The 17788-nt window shown below is 46.2% G+C and carries 13 protein-coding genes and 2 pseudogenes; 7 read left to right on the top strand and 8 right to left on the bottom strand.

Annotation, left to right across the window (positions count from 1 at the left end; translation table 11 throughout):
• Nucleotides 1–11: 11 nt before the first annotated feature.
• The 3 genes from DSM107010_RS16610 to ftsH all read right to left on the bottom strand — a co-directional run bounded on the left by DSM107010_RS16610 (nucleotide 12) and on the right by ftsH (nucleotide 3380).
• Nucleotides 12–992 (bottom strand): NAD(P)-dependent alcohol dehydrogenase, encoded by a 981-nt coding sequence (locus DSM107010_RS16610; RefSeq protein WP_127023397.1) that lies wholly within the window; start codon nucleotides 990–992, stop codon nucleotides 12–14.
• A 46-nt stretch (nucleotides 993–1038) separates the two neighbouring features.
• Nucleotides 1039–1296 carry a BrnA antitoxin family protein gene (locus DSM107010_RS16605; protein ID WP_015156691.1) on the bottom strand — a complete coding sequence of 86 codons (258 nt, stop codon included), beginning with the start codon at nucleotides 1294–1296 and terminating at the stop codon, nucleotides 1039–1041.
• 164 nt (nucleotides 1297–1460) lie between these two features.
• A complete protein-coding gene (ftsH, locus tag DSM107010_RS16600; protein ID WP_181245490.1) occupies nucleotides 1461–3380 on the bottom strand; it encodes an ATP-dependent zinc metalloprotease FtsH in 1920 nt (639 codons plus the stop codon).
• 463 nt (nucleotides 3381–3843) lie between these two features.
• Between ftsH and DSM107010_RS16595 the strand changes: the two genes are divergently transcribed.
• Complete coding sequence (locus DSM107010_RS16595; RefSeq protein WP_015156693.1) at nucleotides 3844–4389, top strand: NADPH-dependent FMN reductase; 546 nt, start codon at nucleotides 3844–3846, stop codon at nucleotides 4387–4389.
• Between the two features lie 34 nt (nucleotides 4390–4423).
• Here the strand turns inward: DSM107010_RS16595 and DSM107010_RS16590 are convergent, their stop codons facing one another.
• Both DSM107010_RS16590 and DSM107010_RS16585 read right to left on the bottom strand, forming a co-directional pair.
• Nucleotides 4424–5593: a ferrochelatase gene (locus DSM107010_RS16590; protein ID WP_041463455.1), complete on the bottom strand. Its 1170-nt coding sequence runs from the start codon at nucleotides 5591–5593 to the stop codon at nucleotides 4424–4426.
• Nucleotides 5594–5974: 381 nt separating this feature from the next.
• On the bottom strand, nucleotides 5975–9016 hold the full coding sequence (locus DSM107010_RS16585; protein ID WP_106169311.1) for a diguanylate cyclase: 3042 nt from the start codon (nucleotides 9014–9016) through the stop codon (nucleotides 5975–5977).
• A 117-nt stretch (nucleotides 9017–9133) separates the two neighbouring features.
• On the opposite strand from DSM107010_RS16585, the gene DSM107010_RS16580 reads away from it, so the two are divergent.
• The 5 genes and pseudogenes from DSM107010_RS16580 (at nucleotide 9134) to ilvB (ending at nucleotide 13814) form a co-directional block, all read left to right on the top strand.
• Nucleotides 9134–9727, top strand: a complete 594-nt coding sequence (locus tag DSM107010_RS16580) for a hypothetical protein (protein WP_106169312.1) — start codon at nucleotides 9134–9136, stop codon at nucleotides 9725–9727.
• Nucleotides 9728–9887: 160 nt separating this feature from the next.
• A pseudogene (locus DSM107010_RS42975) lies at nucleotides 9888–11145 on the top strand (MFS transporter).
• Nucleotides 11146–11206: 61 nt separating this feature from the next.
• Nucleotides 11207–11416 (top strand): type II toxin-antitoxin system HicB family antitoxin, encoded by a 210-nt coding sequence (locus DSM107010_RS16570; protein ID WP_106169073.1) that lies wholly within the window; start codon nucleotides 11207–11209, stop codon nucleotides 11414–11416.
• Nucleotides 11417–11420: 4 nt separating this feature from the next.
• Nucleotides 11421–11647, top strand: a pseudogene (locus DSM107010_RS42970) (type II toxin-antitoxin system HicA family toxin).
• 328 nt (nucleotides 11648–11975) lie between these two features.
• Nucleotides 11976–13814, top strand: a complete 1839-nt coding sequence (gene ilvB / locus DSM107010_RS16560; protein ID WP_041463457.1) for a biosynthetic-type acetolactate synthase large subunit — start codon at nucleotides 11976–11978, stop codon at nucleotides 13812–13814.
• 64 nt (nucleotides 13815–13878) lie between these two features.
• On the opposite strand, the gene DSM107010_RS16555 is transcribed toward ilvB, so the two are convergent.
• Both DSM107010_RS16555 and DSM107010_RS16550 read right to left on the bottom strand, forming a co-directional pair.
• On the bottom strand, nucleotides 13879–14481 hold the full coding sequence (locus tag DSM107010_RS16555) for a hypothetical protein (protein WP_015156700.1): 603 nt from the start codon (nucleotides 14479–14481) through the stop codon (nucleotides 13879–13881).
• 176 nt (nucleotides 14482–14657) lie between these two features.
• Entirely contained in the window at nucleotides 14658–15737 is a 1080-nt protein-coding gene (locus DSM107010_RS16550) for a hypothetical protein (protein ID WP_015156701.1), read from the bottom strand.
• A gap of 102 nt (nucleotides 15738–15839) precedes the next feature.
• Between DSM107010_RS16550 and dacB the strand changes: the two genes are divergently transcribed.
• A complete protein-coding gene (dacB, locus tag DSM107010_RS16545; RefSeq protein WP_106169075.1) occupies nucleotides 15840–17390 on the top strand; it encodes a D-alanyl-D-alanine carboxypeptidase/D-alanyl-D-alanine endopeptidase in 1551 nt (516 codons plus the stop codon).
• Nucleotides 17391–17512: 122 nt separating this feature from the next.
• On the opposite strand, the gene DSM107010_RS40915 is transcribed toward dacB, so the two are convergent.
• The coding region (locus DSM107010_RS40915; protein ID WP_206751829.1) for a hypothetical protein at nucleotides 17513–17788 on the bottom strand (276 nt) is incomplete at its 5' end.

The raw sequence follows: 17788 nt of genomic DNA, 5'->3' as shown, positions 1-17788 counted from the left end.
TTAAGTCTTGCTTAGGTTTGGCGATCGTGCTTCACAGTTATGACTACATTCCCCTTCTTGCGTCCTTGTTCGACATACCCGTGAGCCTCGGCAGTTTGTTCCAATGGATAACGCCGATCGATAACTGATTTTATCTTCCCCGCCTCAATCAGCTCTTTGAGGAAAATTAGATCTTCTTTACGCTCAATTGCTATCCCACCTATAACTTTCTTGCTGCTTGTTATTGAAGTCCATAGTCCTCGAAGTATTGGGGACAGATTTATGTGGACAGCTCTGAGATAAATGCCTTTTTTCTTGAGCGATCGCAGACAACCTGAAAACGAACTCTTGCCTACCGTGTCAAAAATAATATCGTAGGTCTTACCGCTTTTCGTAAAATCTTCTTGAGTATAATCGATAACTCGATCGGCTCCCAAAGATTTCACTAATTCTAAATTTGCCGTACTACATACCCCAGTCACTTCTGTGCCAAAGTACTTGGCAAGCTGCACGGCAGCCGTACCTAACGCTCCAGAAGCCCCATAGATCAGAACTTTTTGTCCGCTCTGAATCTTCCCTTTATCTCTCAGAAAAATCAGTGAGGTTGTTGCCCCAAAAGGAATGGCGGCGGCTTCCTCATAGGTCATGTTAGTAGGCTTGATGGCGATCGCTCCTGCTTCAGGTAAGCATATGTACTCGGCATTAGCGCCAAGACTGATTCCCGCTCCAGCAAATACGCGATCGCCTGCTTGGAATTGCGTTACATTTTTGCCAACCGCTTCAATTTCTCCAGCTAGCTCGCTCCCCAGGATCGCGTTCTTTTTAGGTTTTATGAAACCATAGAAAAATCGTACGGCGAATGGGTCAGCCTTGCGTAGGCGCAAATCCGCCGAGGTTACTGTTGTCGCATGTATTCTTATCAATACTTCATTGTCCTTGGGAGTAGGTTTTTCTACTTCCTTTAGCTGCATAACCTCCGGCGATCCGTATTCCGTGCAGACAATCGCTTTCATGAATGCTCCTCTAAGATAGCTTTAGTGTTAGCCCTCAACAAGCACCTTAACGCTCAATACGTTCAAGTTCTTCACGAACAACTCTGCGTAAGGTTTCCTCTAAAGGTTCGCGACTCTGCTGAATATGCTGGCGCAAAGCTTCGTTAATCATAGTTTGATAATTTCCTCCGCCTGCACTGTGAGCTTGTTCGCGAAACCATGCTAAAACCTCGTCATCTAGCCGAATTGTGATCCGAGTTTTTCCAGGTGGTGTTGGGTCAATCGCCCCTCGTTTACCCCGACTAAAATCATATTCTGTTTCCATTGGTAAGCCACCTCAACTATAGTATGCACAACTGTACATACTACCAATGGAACAGCGCCCCAAGCAGTTATTCGATCGCATTCATCATACTTTTTAAATAAAGCATCATTATTCAGTCATAAAAAAGTAGGGTGGGCATTGCCCACCCTACTAACAAGTAAACATTAAACAACGGATAATTTTTGCTCTTTTTCTTGCATGTATTCGGTGACAATTTGCCGGAATTGTTCGCCTTCAATTGTCTCGTTATCGACTAACAAATCCACTAAGCGATCGACTAAATCGCGATTTTCGCGAATAATCGTCCGCGCTTTTGTAAATGCTTCAGTCGCGATCGCCCTAACTTGATTGTCGATTTTTCTTGCCATTTCTTCAGAATATTCCGATCGCTCCATCCACCCTCCCCCTAAAAATACTTCGTTATCGGGGCTTTCTAAAGCGACTGGACCCAAATTTGACATTCCGTATAATGTCACCATTTCTCGCGCTAGGTTAGCAACCATTTTTAAGTCTCCAGAAGCGCCCGTAGTGACTTCTGAATCGCCAAATACTTCGGCTTCAGCGGCTAATCCTCCCAGGGCGATCGCAATTCGGTCTAAAATCCAAGCGCGACTCCGCAAGTAGCTACTGTCTACATTTTCCTCGTCGGGTACGCTTTGGGCAAAACCACCAATTCCACCCGAACGGGGAATAATTGTCACCTTATTTAAAGGATCGGAATTTTTCAGCAGCGTAATTAATAAGGCGTGTCCGATTTCATGATAAGCCAACAACCGCTTTTTCTTACTATCTAATAATGGTGTCAGCGACAACCCAATCGTAATTCGGTCGATCGCATCCATAATTTCCAACGGTGTAATCGCCTCTTTGCGCCGCCTTGCCGTCAGAATCGCCGCTTCGTTGAGTAAATTCGCTAAATCTGCACCAGAAAAACCAGGCGTGCGTTGGGCGATCGCTTCTAAAGAGACGGAATCATCGACTTTCTTATTACGAGCGTGGACTTGTAAAATTCCCAGTCGTCCTTTATATGCTGGCAGATCCACCGTAACTTGGCGATCGAAGCGACCGGGACGTAATAATGCTGCATCGAGTACGTCAGGACGGTTCGTCGCAGCAATGATGATAATTCCCGTATTGCCTTCAAACCCATCCATTTCTGTTAGCAATTGGTTAAGAGTTTGCTCTCTCTCGTCATTTCCACCACCAATTCCCGCACCTCTTTGTCTGCCTACCGCGTCAATTTCATCGATAAATATTAAGCAGGGGGCATTTTCTTTCGCTTTTTTAAATAAATCTCGCACCCGCGACGCGCCCACACCGACAAACATTTCGACGAATTCGCTACCGGAGATGCTGAAAAATGGGACTGCTGCTTCCCCAGCGATCGCTTTTGCTAGTAATGTTTTCCCCGTTCCTGGAGGTCCAATTAACAAAACTCCTTTAGGAATTTTTGCCCCAACTGCGGTAAATTTCTCCGGCTGTTTGAGGAAGGTGACGACTTCTTGCAACTCTTCTTTGGCTTCGTCAATCCCTGCAACATCGTCAAATTTCACGCCCGTTTTAGCTTCCATCTGGAATCTAGCGCGAGACTTGCCAAAACTTAGGGCTTGGTTAGAAGAATTAGCTGAACGACGTAACAATAGCAACATCAACGCCATCAGAGGCACGATCCAGAGTAAATTTGCTAGCAGACCCACTGCAGCCCTACTATCAGCAGAAGAATTGACTTCCAATGGGACTTGTCTATCTCTAGCTCTATTAATTAATTCTGGATTTTGTTGTAATAACAATACTTCTTTAGGTGGTTCGTCCGCCTTTTGTCCCTTGAGCTGAACTTTAGCAATATTCTGCGCTGGGTCAAGCTCTATTCTGGTAACATCTCCGCGATCGATGCTGCGTAACAATTCGCCGTAATTCAGCGTATTGGAATTTTCTCTTTGCGCCAGTACCGGAGTACCTACAAGCATTGACTGCAATATCATTCCGCTTGCTGCCAAATGCCATAGACTTCGCTTCGCCATATTCATAGCTTTACTACCTGCTGGCGATCGCCGATCTAATGACTGTTTGCGCGAACCTCTCATATTAAAATGTCCTCTGTCGCTGCCTTGACCCATAAACTGTTTTGCAAAGGACGGTAGGTACGATCCACCGTTCTATTTCATACTTAACAGATTGAAGAGATTTTGCCTTAGCTCCAGCTATAAACTCAATTCTTCCAATCTCTAGTGTAACTTCCTGAATCAGTTGTCAGTTATCAGTGTGGAGACGTTACATGCAACGTCTGTACAAATAACGTCTGTACAAAGTTGTCAGCGATCGGTAACCTCTTGCCAATGACTGATGACCAATGACCGATGACTTACTACTATTTCCTCAAATTTGACATCCCCTGGTAAAAGCCGCTATATTTAATTTAAGCATACTCGTAATGATTATGAGTATCAATAAGTAGGAAATTTGGTAAAGCCATCAAACTAGTGATACAAAGGATTATCTAGTTTTGTTTCGCAATAGTCAAAAAATATCGTCAACAAGGATTGAGATATGGTTAAGATTGTGGGTATCGGTGGCAGCTTGCGGAAAGATTCCTACAGCCAACTCGCATTAGAAATTGCAGCAAGGCGAGTCGAAGCATTAGGAGCAGAGGTAGAAATTTTAGATTTAAGGCAGATGCAGTTACCCTTTTGTCATGGGGGCGACGAGTATCCAGGCTACCCAGATGTAGAGAGGTTGCAGAATACCGTCCAGCAGGCTGATGGCTTAATTTTGGCTACACCGGAATACCACGGTAGCATTAGCGGCGTGCTGAAGAATGCTTTAGATTTGATGAGTTTCGACCAGCTAGATAGTAAAGTTGCAGGACTAATCAGCGTGTTAGGCGGTCAACCAAATAGCAATGCTCTCAACGATCTACGGTTAATTATGAGATGGGTTCACGCTTGGGTAATACCGGAACAAATTGCGATCGGACAAGCGTGGAAAGCTTTTGGTGCTGATGGCAAGCTATTGGATGAAAAATTGTCGCAACGCTTCGACCAATTCGCCCAAAGTTTAGTTGAGAATACGCGCAAATTGCGTGGTGTTTCCTAAAAGTAGGGGCGCACAGCCGTGCGCCCTTAACACATTAATGATGGTGATGATGTCCGTCGTGGTGATGATGTCCGTCGTGATGGTCGTGGTGATGGTGGTGAGCGGACACAACCGCTAACTGAGGATTAACTGAGAGTGCCTGCTCTGATAACAGTGCTGCGATTTGAGGATTCGCCCATTCTGCTGCCATTTGTAGAAAACGAGAATGAGCATTTACACAAGGCATTTGCACGTAGCTAATTGTGGAATGCTTGCGACGCAAGTTGTGAATGATGTGATCCACGTCTAGTAGAGTTTCATGATTTTCTGTGGCAAAACCAATTGGCATGAAGACGATCGCCGTTGCGCCCAAATCGATCAGATTTTTTGCTGCTTGAAATGCATTTGGCTGCGTCCATTCAATGAGAGGAGTATCGTGGTTGAGCCAGCCTACAGAGATCAGTGGATAGCGGTGGATGAGTTGTTCTCTAACTAGTTCGTATAGAGCTTCACTTTCTGCAATCCCCGACGTGAAACCCTTGGCTTTGTGGGGACAACCATGATTCATTAACACGATGCCGATCTGGGAAGGTAAGTAAGCAGACGCAAGCTCGGCGGCGATTTTTTCTTCTACCAACTGCGCCATCAAATTGATGTAGGCAGGTTCGTTGTAGAAAGAAGGAATATAGCGTTGTCCCTTCAGCCAGTGTTCTTCACCATCAGCTAACTTTGCTAAGGCATTATTGACTTGTTCGACAGCAATACCGCTAGTAAAAATAGAATCGACAACCAGTAGAGGATAAATCAGTAGTTTGTCAAATCCTTGTGCCTTGATTTCTGTGAGAACTTGCTCTGGAAGGTAGGGAGCGCAAAAGTTAAAGGCTTTAAAAACTTGAACGCGATCGCCCCATTTAGCTTGTAGCTCTTGCTCGATCCCCGCCCGTTGCTGCTCGAAAATCGCATTATGGGGCGAAACAAAGTGATTGTGTTGATGCTGCCACTCGTGCAAGTCAAACATTGCCAATAGCTTTGCTAAAGGCGGGTAGATCCACGTTGGCACGGGGGCAAACTTAGCTGTAAGTAGATTTAAAGCTTGTTCGTTATAGTTGGCGAAATCTGCATAGCTTTCAACTTCACCATAACCCATTAGTAAAACGGCAACTCTGTCTTGGTTAGAATTTGGAGCTGGCGCTTGAGGTTGTTGTTTCTCTGGAGTTGCTACCAATTTCCTTGCCTCGCCTGAATAAATGTTCTGCCAGTCTTTGATGCTTGTAGCAGGGAGAGTACAAATTCTCATACCCCGCGATCGCTGGTACTACTCTTACTCACACTAGGTTAGCATCCCCTATGGGGGGATTGGTCTATCTATGGAGGAAATCTTTATGAAGGGGTGAGGAGCGAGGAGCGAGGAGCGAGAGGACAAGGGAGAGGACAAGGGGGATAAGGGGGAGAAGAGAGCTGAGGGAGCAACTACAAATTCAAAATTCACGCATTCAAAATTCACGCATTCAAAATTCAAAATTTCCCCACACCCCACACCCTTTCATCGCGCACCACTCACCACTCTCTTTCCCTCACTCCTCGCTCCTCACTCCTCGCTCCTCATTCAAGCAACGATCGCCCGATCGCGTCCTTCCTGTTTAGCGCGATAGAGAGCGGTATCGGCAGCTTTGAGAATGGCTTCTCCCTCTAATCCGTGTTTGGGAAAGCTAGCGACTCCTAAAGATAGAGTTATTGCTCCAACTGGTTGACCGGAAGATTCGACATGCAGTTGTTTGACAGCGGCGCGAATTTGTTCGGCACGTAATTGCGTTACTCCAAGGGAGGCTTCGGGAAGAATGAGCAGAAATTCCTCTCCACCGTAACGACAAGCAATATCCGAACCTCGGACGTAACTTTGCAAGCAGCGTCCTAATTCCCGTAACACGGCATCGCCAGCATCGTGTCCGAGAGTGTCGTTGATCCGCTTGAAGTAATCGACATCGAGCATGATGATGGAAAGTGGCTGTTGCTTGCGATCGCAACGTAGCATTTCCCGCTCTAAAGCTTCTTCCATATAACGTCGATTGAATAAACCAGTCAGCGAGTCGCGAATGCTCTGGTTTTTTAAAGTCTCGCGGAGTTTTAAATTAGCTAAAGTCGGAGCGATATGTTCTGCGACTCCAATCGCCAATTGCCTTTTGGCAGGGGAAAGAACGCCCTTCTCTAGCGAACCGAGATAAAGCACGCCGAAGGTTTCTCGATGTGCCATCAAAGGCACGCACAAGGACTCAGCTGGTAAGCTGTGGTGTACGTGTTTGCAGAGCAAACCATCGTCGGCATCATCAACCCAATGAGGTTTACCCAAGCGGAGCGCCCAACAATCATCGGGATTAAAAGCTTGCTGATTTGCTAAGAGGGGGACTCCCCAGGTAGCAACTGGTTCTAGTAAACTTTTCGTGTTGCGGTTGAGAAAAATTCCCCCCGATGCTTGCGGGAATAGAGATTGCACGAGTTGAGCTAGGGTAGTGCAAGCTTCTTCCAGCGTCAGACAAGCTTGGAGTACATCAACGGTATAGCTGAGGTAGGTAATTTCGTGGTTGCGCTGTTTGAGTTCGTTGACCCAATTACTCAGTTGCTCGTTAGCTTGCACTCTTTCTGCTTCCGCTTGCTTGCGTTCTGTTACATCAGTACCAGAGGCAATAATGTAACTAATTTTACCGCTGGCATCGTACATCGGTGTGAAAGCAAAGTCAATCGTGATGAAGCGATCGTCGCCTACTTTTGCTTCGCCTTCATAACGCACTTTTTCACCCTGACTGACGCGATCGATTGCCGATCGCAACTGAGCTTGTACGGTAGGAGAGTAAGACCACCAGTAAGTTTGAATCAGGGATTTACCCAAAACATCTTTGGGCTGAAGATCGGCTGCATCTAATAAAGCTTGATTGGCTTCGATCAGCGTGCCATCAGCCGAGAGAACGGCAACAAAGGAGAATAAGCTATTGATAATGTTACGTAAATGCTGTTCGCTGTGACGCAGGCTTTCTTCAGCAGTGGCATGAGTCGTAACGTCCATCCCACAGGCGATCGCGTACTCTACTAACCCTTGGCGATCGCGCAGGATCGTATTTGTCCAAGCAATGCGGCGAGTGTGACCATCACGGTTGAGACAGTAACCTTCATATTGGCTTGCCGATTGACTGGTAAGTAAATTTTCCCAGTGAGTTTTGGGCGATTCAGCTTCACCAGGGAGCGAAAATAATTCCCAAAAAAACTTTCCTTTAACTTCTGTTGCCGTGCGAGCGGTCATTTCTTCGCAGGTGCGGTTACAGCGAAGAATTTTCCCTTGCGGGTCGAGAACCAAAATTAAAGCGCCAGAGGTATTGAGGATTGCTTCCGAAAAATCTCGTTCCTGGGCGATCGCTTCGGTCATCTGCTGGCGCTCTCTGATTTCGCGATCTGTAAAACCGTAGACTCCAGTTAAGAGCAACATATTCAAACAAATAGCAGCAGCAAAGGCAAACATGGATTGACGAGTGCGCGTAAATTCTGCTTGCGACTGCTTCTGTAACAGAGTGTACTCCGTGCTTTCCATGTCTTGGACGATCGCTTCAATTTTATCTGCGATCTGCTTCGATTTCTCTAACAGGGTAGTTTGGGAAGCAGCTGTGGCTCCTTTGGTTTTTCTTAAAAAAGTTGCTTGTTCGATTTCCGTAATTTTTTGCTCGATTAAAGGTTGCAGAGTTGACAAACGGCGCTGTTGGTGAGGATTGTTGCCAGTTTCCTGCTGAAGATGGATGACTTTGGTTTGAATATCTCTTGCCGCGTCGTAGTACGGTTCTAAATAGCTAGGTTGTCCAGTAGCGATATAGCGATGTTTGGCGATCGTTGCCTTCTGCATGGAGGCATGGATCTCTTTCAAGTCTTCGAGGACGCGATAGTGCTGGATTTGCTTGTCGTGATTGCGTCCTAGACTCGTCAGAGTGTGATGAGAAACTGCTCCTACTCCAACTAACGTTGCTGAAGCTAAACCCAAGCCAAGCGCCATGCGGGTAAAAAAGCGCTTGTTACTTGAATGTTGGCGATTGACTGCCGGTGTCGATGCAAGGCGATCGCTTCTCTGTGCCAACAACTTCACAACTTGACGACCTAAAGACTGCAATGCTTCTATCTGCTGCACATCAAGTTCTCGCGCCGTGCGGTCGATCGCGCACAAACTCCCAATTGCGTATCCTTCCGCAACAATCAGGGGAACGCTAGCATGAAAGCGAATGTAGGGCTGAGAACAAACTAAGGGATGAGTAGCAAACTGAGAGTCTGTTGAAGCATCGCTGACAACGAAAACTTCTTTTTGTTGTAGCGCTCGTCCGCACAACGCCAGATCGCGCGAGAGGGACTCGATCTGCCAACCAAAACACGCCTTAAACCACTGGCGATCGAGATCGATAAAACTAATGCTAGCAATGGGAACACCACAAATTAACGCTGCCAATTGCACAACTTCATCAAATTCTGGTTCTGGCGGTGTATCGAGAATTTGACACCGATGGAGAGCTGCTAGTCTGGCGGCTTCATCTTCTAGCAGCGTTGAATTTCCAATAAAAGATTTTGTTTTTGATAACTTTTCTGCTGAGGCATTCAGCCGTTGGTGGGCGGCGGTAATCATCTAAACTCTAGATACTTAAAAACAAGGTTTGTATTCTTCAAAGTTTCGTTTCGAGAAGCCAGGAGTAACTACAGTAAGAACACTGAAAGACTTCTTAAAACTTTCTAAATTCAAGTCATGAAAGTCGTTATTTGTGCGGGAATCCACGATTTGCATCTGACTCAAGCGTTAATCACAGCCTTCGAGTCAAGTTTTACCCCTCTATCGCAGCTAAAAGAAACGGGAAATTTACTGGTTTATTCTCCGCCATATCCGTATTTATCCCTATCTGCTGTAGGCATTTTACAGTTTCTTCACGATCGCCTCGGCAGTTCAAAAACAGCGCCGCCGTTGATTTTCCTCGGTTTTAGCGCTGGAGTCGTAGGCGCACTTGGTGCAGCCTGGGGATGGCAGCTCATGGGAGGCAATGTACGAGCGGCGATCGCGGTAGACGGATGGGGAGTGCCTTTATTTACCAACTTTCCCTGCTATCGCCTCAGCCACGATTACTTTACCCACTGGAGTTCCGCCCTCTTAGGTGAGAGCAACGATAGCTTTTATGCCGATCCGCCAGTAGAGCATTTGGTACTATGGCGATCGCTGCCAACAATTACAGGTTGGTGGGTACACTCAGATGAGAGTCACGCACAACACCGCACTTACCTGACGGCAGCTGAATTTTTGTCTATGCTTTTAAAACGACATGAGAACGAGGGAGTGGCTAGTGGCTAGTGGCTGGTGGAACCAGAATCGATCCCTTGTCTCCCTATTACCCGACTCCCGTACGGGCTGGTTTTCCAAACGAACTCTGATACTAACTACAGACTTTGGGTAAACCCGCCCCCTACAATTCCCTGCTCCCTGCTCGATCGCTCCCTGCTCCATAATCTAAATGTTTCCCACCGAACCGCCTGCTAACACAAATGGGTTTCGCGCCCTGTTGCACAACCGAAATTTTATGCTGCTGTGGATCGGGCAACTACTGTCCCAGCTAGCAGATAAAGTTTTTCTCGTCCTGACGATCGCCCTGTTGGAAAACTATCCCCTTGCCGCAGGTATAGAGGATACCAGGCGTTCTGACCTATTTATGGCGTTTACCCTACCAGCGATTCTGTTTGGTTCTGCTGGGGGTATCTTGGTCGATCGCGTGCCAAAAAAGCCGATCATGGTTGGTTCTGATGTGGTACGAGGGCTATTGACGCTGATGATCCCGCTTCTACCACGGCAATTTCTGATTTTGCTATTGCTGACTTTTGCGATTTCTACAGTGACGCAATTTTTTGCCCCCGCCGAACAAACAGCGATCCCCTTGCTAGTTAAAGCGAGAACAACTCATGTCTGCTAATGCTCTTTTCAGCAGCACGATGATGGGCGCGTTAATTGTTGGTTTTGCTGTGGGGGAACCGCTGTTAAGCTGGGCGAAATCTTCTTTGGGTAATTCAGGACAAGAATTAGTCGTGGGTGGATTATATCTACTATCGGCGGGGATCATGCAGTCGATAAGCTTTCAAGAACGCCAGTCCCCCAGAGAAGAACGACAGAAAAAAAATGCTTGGACTGAGTTTAAAGAGAGTTTGAGCTATTTGCGGCGAAATCGGCTCGTGTTGAATGCCATGTTGCAAATGACAACTTTGTATTGCGTATTTGCTGCTTTAACCGTGCTAGCAATTCGCCTAGCAGCAGAGTTTGGTTTGAAAGAAAAGCAATTCGGCTTTTTTCTGGCAGCGGCTGGGGTAGGTATGGTATTCGCTGCAGCGATTTTGGGTCATTGGGGCGATCGCTTGCATCACAAGCCTCTACCTTTGTACGGATTTTTGATGATGGCGTTTGTCTTGGGCATATTTACATTTACCCACAGTCTATTCCTTGCCTTGGGATTGTCTGTGTTGCTGGGTGTTGGGGCTGGTTTTATCGGCGTACCGATGCAAACCCTAATTCAACAGCAAACTCCACCGGAAATGCACGGGAAGGTATTCGGCTTTCAAAACCACGCGATCAATATTGCTTTATCCGCACCTTTGCTGATTACCGAAAGGCTAACCATTGCCTTTGGCTTACGCAGCGTTCTGATCGGGATGAGTGTCGCCGTCACCGCGATCGGGATCTGGGCGTGGCAAAATACTCGTAGAGTTTTGAAAGATGCAATTTAATTGGGGTGTAGAGAGCATAGATAGATGACAACTTTTACTGCTTAGATAGGGAACATAGGTTATGACAACCTTTACTGCGATCGTCGAGAGAGATAGGGATACTCAACTTTATGTAGGATATGTTCCTGGTTTTCCTGGAGCGCATTCCCAAGGCGAAACTCTCGATGAGTTACAAGAGAATCTACGTGAGGTCATTGAAATGCTTCTGGAAGATGAAAAACATATTTTCCAAACCGAGTTTGTTGGAATTCAACAAATTGCAGTTCGGTAGATTTATGAGCAACGTTCCCGTTTTAAAACCACAAGAGGTCATTCGGACACTGGAAAACCTTGGATTTGTTGAAATCCGCTAGATAAGGATCGCATAAGCAATTTAGACACTAACGATGGTCGAGGAACAACAGTTCCGTTTCACCAAGGACGCGATATATCACTCAGGCTACTAAGGCAGATTGCCAGCGATATTGATTTAACTATTGAAGAATTATTAAAGTTTCGATAGCGTAGAAGCAATAGCTAATGCTTTGTTACAAGTGACTAGTGATTTTTCCCCCAGTAGGCGACTCTCCCCTCGCTCCCCCAGCTCTTTTCCCCCGGCTCTCGACTCCCGCATAGATAAAACTTATCCTATGATTCAGCGCTTTTTATCTATGTCATGAGATCCTCAATATTAGACATTAGAGTAAATTTAATAATTAATCGGCAATTTAAAATACAAAATATAAATACAGGTATCCCCCTAGTTAACTAAGTACTGCGTGAGGTTTCCCGTGCGAGCATCTCGTACCCACAGTGTTTCCATCAAAAACGGTCATCTGAATTCATCGGCAATTTCTACTACGCCTCTAGTTACGCCCAAACGGGCGACTGGGGCTTATGCTCTAATTGACAGTCTCAAGCGTCACGGAGTCGAACATATTTTTGGCTATCCTGGCGGAGCAATTTTACCAATTTACGATGAGCTATATCGGGCGGAGGCTGCTGGTGGGATTCAACATATTTTGGTCAGACACGAACAAGGCGCAGCTCATGCAGCTGATGGCTATGCCCGTGCTACTGGTAAAGTAGGCGTGTGTTTTGGCACTTCTGGACCTGGGGCAACTAACCTAGTGACAGGAATTGCTACAGCCCATATGGACTCGATTCCGATGGTGATTATAACGGGACAAGTCTCCCGCGCCGCAATTGGCACGGATGGGTTTCAGGAAACTGATATTTATGGCATTACCCTGCCAATCGTCAAACATTCCTACGTGGTGCGCGATCCCGCTGATATGGCGAGGATTGTGGCGGAAGCTTTCTACATAGCTAGTACGGGTAGACCAGGACCAGTTTTGGTTGACGTGCCGAAAGATGTGGGGCTAGAAGAATTTGACTACGTACCTGTAGAACCAGGAACGGTGAGGTTGACTGGGTATCGCCCTACTGTCAAGGGAAATCCCCGCCAAATCGTGCAAGCAGTGCAGTTGATCCGGGAGAGCCAGCGCCCATTACTATATGTGGGAGGAGGCGCGATCGCCTCTGGCGCACATGCAGAAATTCGACAACTGGCAGAAATGTTCCAAATTCCCGTCACCACAACTTTGATGGGCAAAGGGATTTTTGACGAACACAATTCCTTGGCTGTGGGAATGTTGGGAATGCACGGTACGGCATACGCCAATTTTGCCGTGAGTGAGTGCGATTTATTAATTGCTGTTGGGGCAAGATTTGACGATCGCGTGACTGGTAAATTAGATGAGTTTGCTTCCCGCGCTAAAGTCATCCACATCGATATCGATCCAGCGGAAGTTGGCAAAAACCGCGCCCCAGAAGTGCCAATTGTCGGCGACGTGCGGACAGTTTTAGTCGAGTTGCTGCGGCGATGTCAGGAAACAGGGGGATGTCAAAATCCTAACCAAACTCAAGCATGGCTCAAGCGAATCGAGAGTTGGAAAGAAGATTATCCTCTAATCGTGCCGCGTCACGCCGATCGCCTCTCACCCCAAGAGGTGATTGTAGAACTGAGCCAGCAAGCACCGAATGCTTACTATACTACCGATGTCGGACAGCATCAAATGTGGTCGGCGCAATTTTTGAAAAATGGTCCCCGTCGCTGGATCTCCAGTGCAGGTTTGGGAACAATGGGTTTTGGAATGCCGGCGGCTATGGGCGCGAAGGTGGCATTGCCCGATGAAGAGGTGATTTGCATTAGTGGCGATGCGAGTTTCCAAATGAATTTACAAGAACTGGGAACTTTGGCACAGTTTGGCATTAATGTCAAGACCGTAATTATCAATAACGGTTGGCAAGGAATGGTACGTCAGTGGCAACAAGCATTCTACGGAGAGCGTTATTCTTCCTCGAATATGGAACCTTCAATGCCAGATTTCGAGCTGCTGGCTAAAGCCTACGGCATCAAAGGAATGGTAGTTTCTACGCGAGAGGAATTAGCTACGGCGATCGCCCAAATGCTAGCTCACGATGGTCCCGTCTTGATGGACGTGCATGTCAATCGCGAAGAGAACTGCTACCCAATGGTTCCTCCTGGTAAGAGCAACGCTCAAATGGTAGGTTTACCAAAACAACCTAAAGCTGAAAAAGCTGTAGAGGTCGTCCATTGCAGCAATTGCGGCGCACAAAATCTCTCGCGCAATAACTTCTGTCCTGAGTGTGGCACGAAGATTTAAGTTGGTAAGGGGAATGGGTAATGGGTAGTTGGTAGTTGCAATTGCCCATTATCAAAAAGTAGTTTCAGCTTGAAATTGGCACGTTTTTAAATGCACCTGTATCTGGAATAAAAAGATCGATCGCCGTCACACCTTCCGGTATTCTCAACCACACGTAAGCGTCTGATGAGGCATTTTTCCGCACAAAGTACAAATTAACGCTGCCTGACGATCGCTTATAGTCTACTGGTTCGTAAGTTTCACTAGTATCGGGATTACGGGCTTTCGTGCCTGCTACATTAATTGCGTCGCTAGGGCTGACTTCAGAAGTAAGGCGACGGATTCGCATTTGTACGTTGACTACATCGCGAGTTTTTGCCTCTGGATCTGTGATTCGCTTGACAGCTAATAACTCTAATTTCGCTTTATTGCCAATAGCAGATTGGACGAATTGTCCCGGTTGAATCCCACTTGTAGCGGCGGGTGCAGTTGCTGTAGTGTCAGATGCAGCAGACGACACTGGCGTTGTTGTCTCTGGTTGAGAAGTTCCTGATGTGCCAGTGCTAGCGTTACTGCTAATAGCAGCGATTTTTTCTTGCAGCGTAAACACTTGATAGGCAGTGAAGCCACTAAAACCCAATGCCAAAATTGAGAGTATAACAGCTATACCAGATAAAAAATTACTCATAGTCTATCGTTGTCAATCTTTGTGCTAGTGCTGAATTAAAATGCGATCGCCTATTATGTCCCACAAGTAGAGTTGTTGGTACTGCGATCGCAGCTAATAGATATAGTAAAAACCTAGTTTATGCCTCACAACTCCCTAGTAACGGGCGCACAGCAGTGCCCCCCTACTGACTCCCGCTAATTCTGACTAATCGGCACATTTCTAAACGTTCCCGTCTCTGGGATAAAAAGATCGAGAGTATTAACCCCCTCTGGTACTTGTAGCCAAACATAAGCATCCGAATAAGTTTGCGGACGCAGATAAAATAAGAATACTGGATTAGTGGCTCGATTTAGAAAGTCAAAGGCTCTGTAAGTCTCGCTAGTTTCGGGGTTACGGGCTGTAGTGGCGCTGACGGTAATTACGTCCTGAAAATTTGGCTGTTTTGTACCCAGCCGCCAAATCCGCATTTTGACATTCACAACATTGCGAGTTGCCAATTCGGGATTATTCAAGCGTTGTGCTGAAATGACTTGAACTTGCGCTTTATTATCCAAAGCTTTACGAATCAAGCCGTTTGGTTGCATTATCAAGCTACCAGTCGCCTGCATTGCTGTTGTATTTGGAGTTGCAGGGCGAGAAACTACTCTAGTAAATTGATTTGCAGTCGCGATCGGCACATTTTTAAACGGCGTAGTTTGATCGACAAACAGATCGATTGTCGTGACTCCCTGCGGTACGTCGAGGACGACATAAGCATCTATGGGTTTATCCTGACGCAGTTTACTGAGTGAAATTCTACCTGAAGATCGCCGCATGAAATCAGTGGCTCGATAGAATTCGCTGGTTTCAGAATTGCTTGCCATAGTCGAACCAACGCTAATCGTACCTTCTATAAGTGGCGTATCTGTGAGTTTTTCAATCTGCATTTCCACATTAACTTCATCTGGCTTGCCAGGGATTCTTTTGACGGCAATAATCGTGACTTGGACTTGATTGCCAAAAGCGGTTTGGACTAAATTGGCTGCTGGAACTTTTGTTGCAGGTGGTACGGAGAATAGATCGCGATGGCTGCCTTTGTCAATTTGAGTGGTGGAGAATAATTTTAAATATTGGGCAAATAATAATCCGCCAATAATGGCGCTACAAATTCCAATAACCAGGGCGATCGCCAATAAAAAGTACGTTTTACTCTCGCGATCGCTGCTTTGAGCCAAATTTGGTATGCTAAGAGTCTTTTTGTCAGGCGATTGTTTAGCGATTTGTACTTTAGTCATATAGTTTTAATCGTCTGTACGCATTTCATCGTCTACACGCAGTCGGCAGTAATTATACGGGTCGGAGATTAAGTAAATCGTACAATATGTATCAGCAAAAACATGATGAAATCTGCTCTTAGAGATATTGTCAAACCAGTTAGCCTACTGCTAACAATTGCCAACGCTCAGATCTACTTGATGTTGCCAGCCATAGCCAATAAGATTCCACACGCATCTTTACCACATGCATCTTTAAATGCATCCTTCAAAATTGTCCAGCAGCCTTTACGTAACGCAACAAATGCCATTTGTCCAGCTCAATTAGAAACAGCGATCGCCACGGCGATCGATCGCCCCCAACTCAATCGCGCCCGTTGGGGAATTCTAGTCCAAACCGTGAATCGCGGCGATCTGCTATACAGCCGGGACGCTCAAAACTATTTCATTCCAGCATCTAACGTCAAATTATTCACAACCGCTGCCGCTTTGCAAAGACTGGGTTCGCAATTTCAAATTCGCACTTCTGTTTATCCCACGATCGCAGGTGGTTTACGAGTTATCGGTCGCGGCGACCCTAGCTTAACCGACATCCAGTTGCAAGCATTAGCAAAACAGGTAAAACAGCAGCAATTTCATCGCATCAGCCAGTTAGTGGCAGAAGATGATTATTTTCAAGGTGCGATCGTTAACCCCAGCTGGCAATGGGAAGATATACAAGCAGACTATGGCGCACCTGTCAATAGTTTGATTTTGAATCAAAATACTGTCAAGTTAACTGCGATACCACAACAAGTCGGTCAACCCCTACGCCTCAATTGGTCTGACTTGAGAGAGGGTATGCAATGGCAGATCGAAAATGAAGCGATCGCCGTTCCCGCGTCTAAATCTTCCCTTAACGTCAGCCGCGACTCAGGTGCAGCAATACTCAAAGTCACCGGACAGATGGGAATTGATGCACCATCTGAATCAATAAATTTAGCGGTGGTCGATCCAAAAGCGCATTTTTTACGTCACTTTCAGCGCAGTCTTGCCCAAGCAGGAATTACGTTATCACCTGGGAACGAGCTAGTGCAACAACAAGAGCGGCAGTCTACCCTCGGACTGCGGGAGATAGCATTTGTCGTCTCGCCACCGCTATCAGAGTTATTAGTGGAGACAAATCAACAGAGTAACAATCTCTATGCTGAAGCTTTATTGAGAATACTGGGAGTGAGGGTACAGCTAACGCCTACGACACGATCGACGGCTGAAATTGGCTTGCAGAATGTCAAAGAGACTTTGACTACCTTGGGTGTCGATCCTACTGGTTACGTGCTGGCAGATGGCTCGGGGTTATCGCGGCAAAATTTAGCTAGTCCAGTTGCGATCGCCCAAACTCTCAGAGTGATGGCAAATTCACCCCTTGCTACTGTATATCGTACCTCTTTACCGATAGCTGGCGTGAGCGGCACTCTGAAAAGTCGCTTTCAGGGTACAACTGCGCAAGGAATTGTCTTAGCAAAAACAGGGACGATGAGTGGTGTTGTTGCCTTGTCTGGATATATCAATCCTCCCAATTACGAACCTTTAGTTTTTAGTATTATTGTCAATCAATCTGACCAGCCTGCATCAGTTTTGCGACAGACAATCGATCGCATCGTGTTGTTTTTAACTCGTTTGCAGCGCTGTTAGTTTAAATTTAAACCCTAATTCAAAACTCGATAATTCTACCTTGACTGAGAGAACCGTTTTCATATTCGCTCAGTTTATTACTAATCGATTGATACCCGTGCGATCGCACGACATCTTAAAATTCACTCATAATAAGTAAGAGCAAAAACTAATTGTAGTAGAATCGTGACCGCATTAGTCAATAACTCAACTTCTCTTTTCCGTCTCTCACCTTTAATTCGGATTACACTGCTGAGTCTATACATAGCCCTCACCATACCATTGCCATTTTTAGCAAAAGTGACAGCCGCACCAGTTCCTCCAATTTGGCTTTGGATAGGAATTAGTGGGACTTTAAAACTTTCTAAGCCCAAAGATAGCCTGACTTGGCTTTGTGAGCGGCAAATACGTTGATGTGG

This window comes from Chroococcidiopsis cubana SAG 39.79 (genome assembly GCF_003991895.1).
Lineage (GTDB): Bacteria > Cyanobacteriota > Cyanobacteriia > Cyanobacteriales > Chroococcidiopsidaceae > Chroococcidiopsis > Chroococcidiopsis thermalis.
This window is presented reverse-complemented; position numbering and strand designations above follow the sequence as displayed.

Coding starts and splice junctions, on each gene's coding strand:
- DSM107010_RS16555 (WP_015156700.1), bottom strand. CDS start 14,481: ATGAGTAATTTTTTATCTGGTATAGCTGTTATACTCTCAATTTTGGCA.
- DSM107010_RS16580 (WP_106169312.1), top strand. CDS start 9,134: ATGAAAGTCGTTATTTGTGCGGGAATCCACGATTTGCATCTGACTCAA.
- ftsH (WP_181245490.1), bottom strand. CDS start 3,380: ATGAGAGGTTCGCGCAAACAGTCATTAGATCGGCGATCGCCAGCAGGT.
- DSM107010_RS16550 (WP_015156701.1), bottom strand. CDS start 15,737: ATGACTAAAGTACAAATCGCTAAACAATCGCCTGACAAAAAGACTCTT.
- DSM107010_RS16585 (WP_106169311.1), bottom strand. CDS start 9,016: ATGATTACCGCCGCCCACCAACGGCTGAATGCCTCAGCAGAAAAGTTA.
- DSM107010_RS16605 (WP_015156691.1), bottom strand. CDS start 1,296: ATGGAAACAGAATATGATTTTAGTCGGGGTAAACGAGGGGCGATTGAC.
- dacB (WP_106169075.1), top strand. CDS start 15,840: ATGATGAAATCTGCTCTTAGAGATATTGTCAAACCAGTTAGCCTACTG.
- DSM107010_RS16610 (WP_127023397.1), bottom strand. CDS start 992: ATGAAAGCGATTGTCTGCACGGAATACGGATCGCCGGAGGTTATGCAG.
- DSM107010_RS16595 (WP_015156693.1), top strand. CDS start 3,844: ATGGTTAAGATTGTGGGTATCGGTGGCAGCTTGCGGAAAGATTCCTAC.
- DSM107010_RS16570 (WP_106169073.1), top strand. CDS start 11,207: ATGACAACCTTTACTGCGATCGTCGAGAGAGATAGGGATACTCAACTT.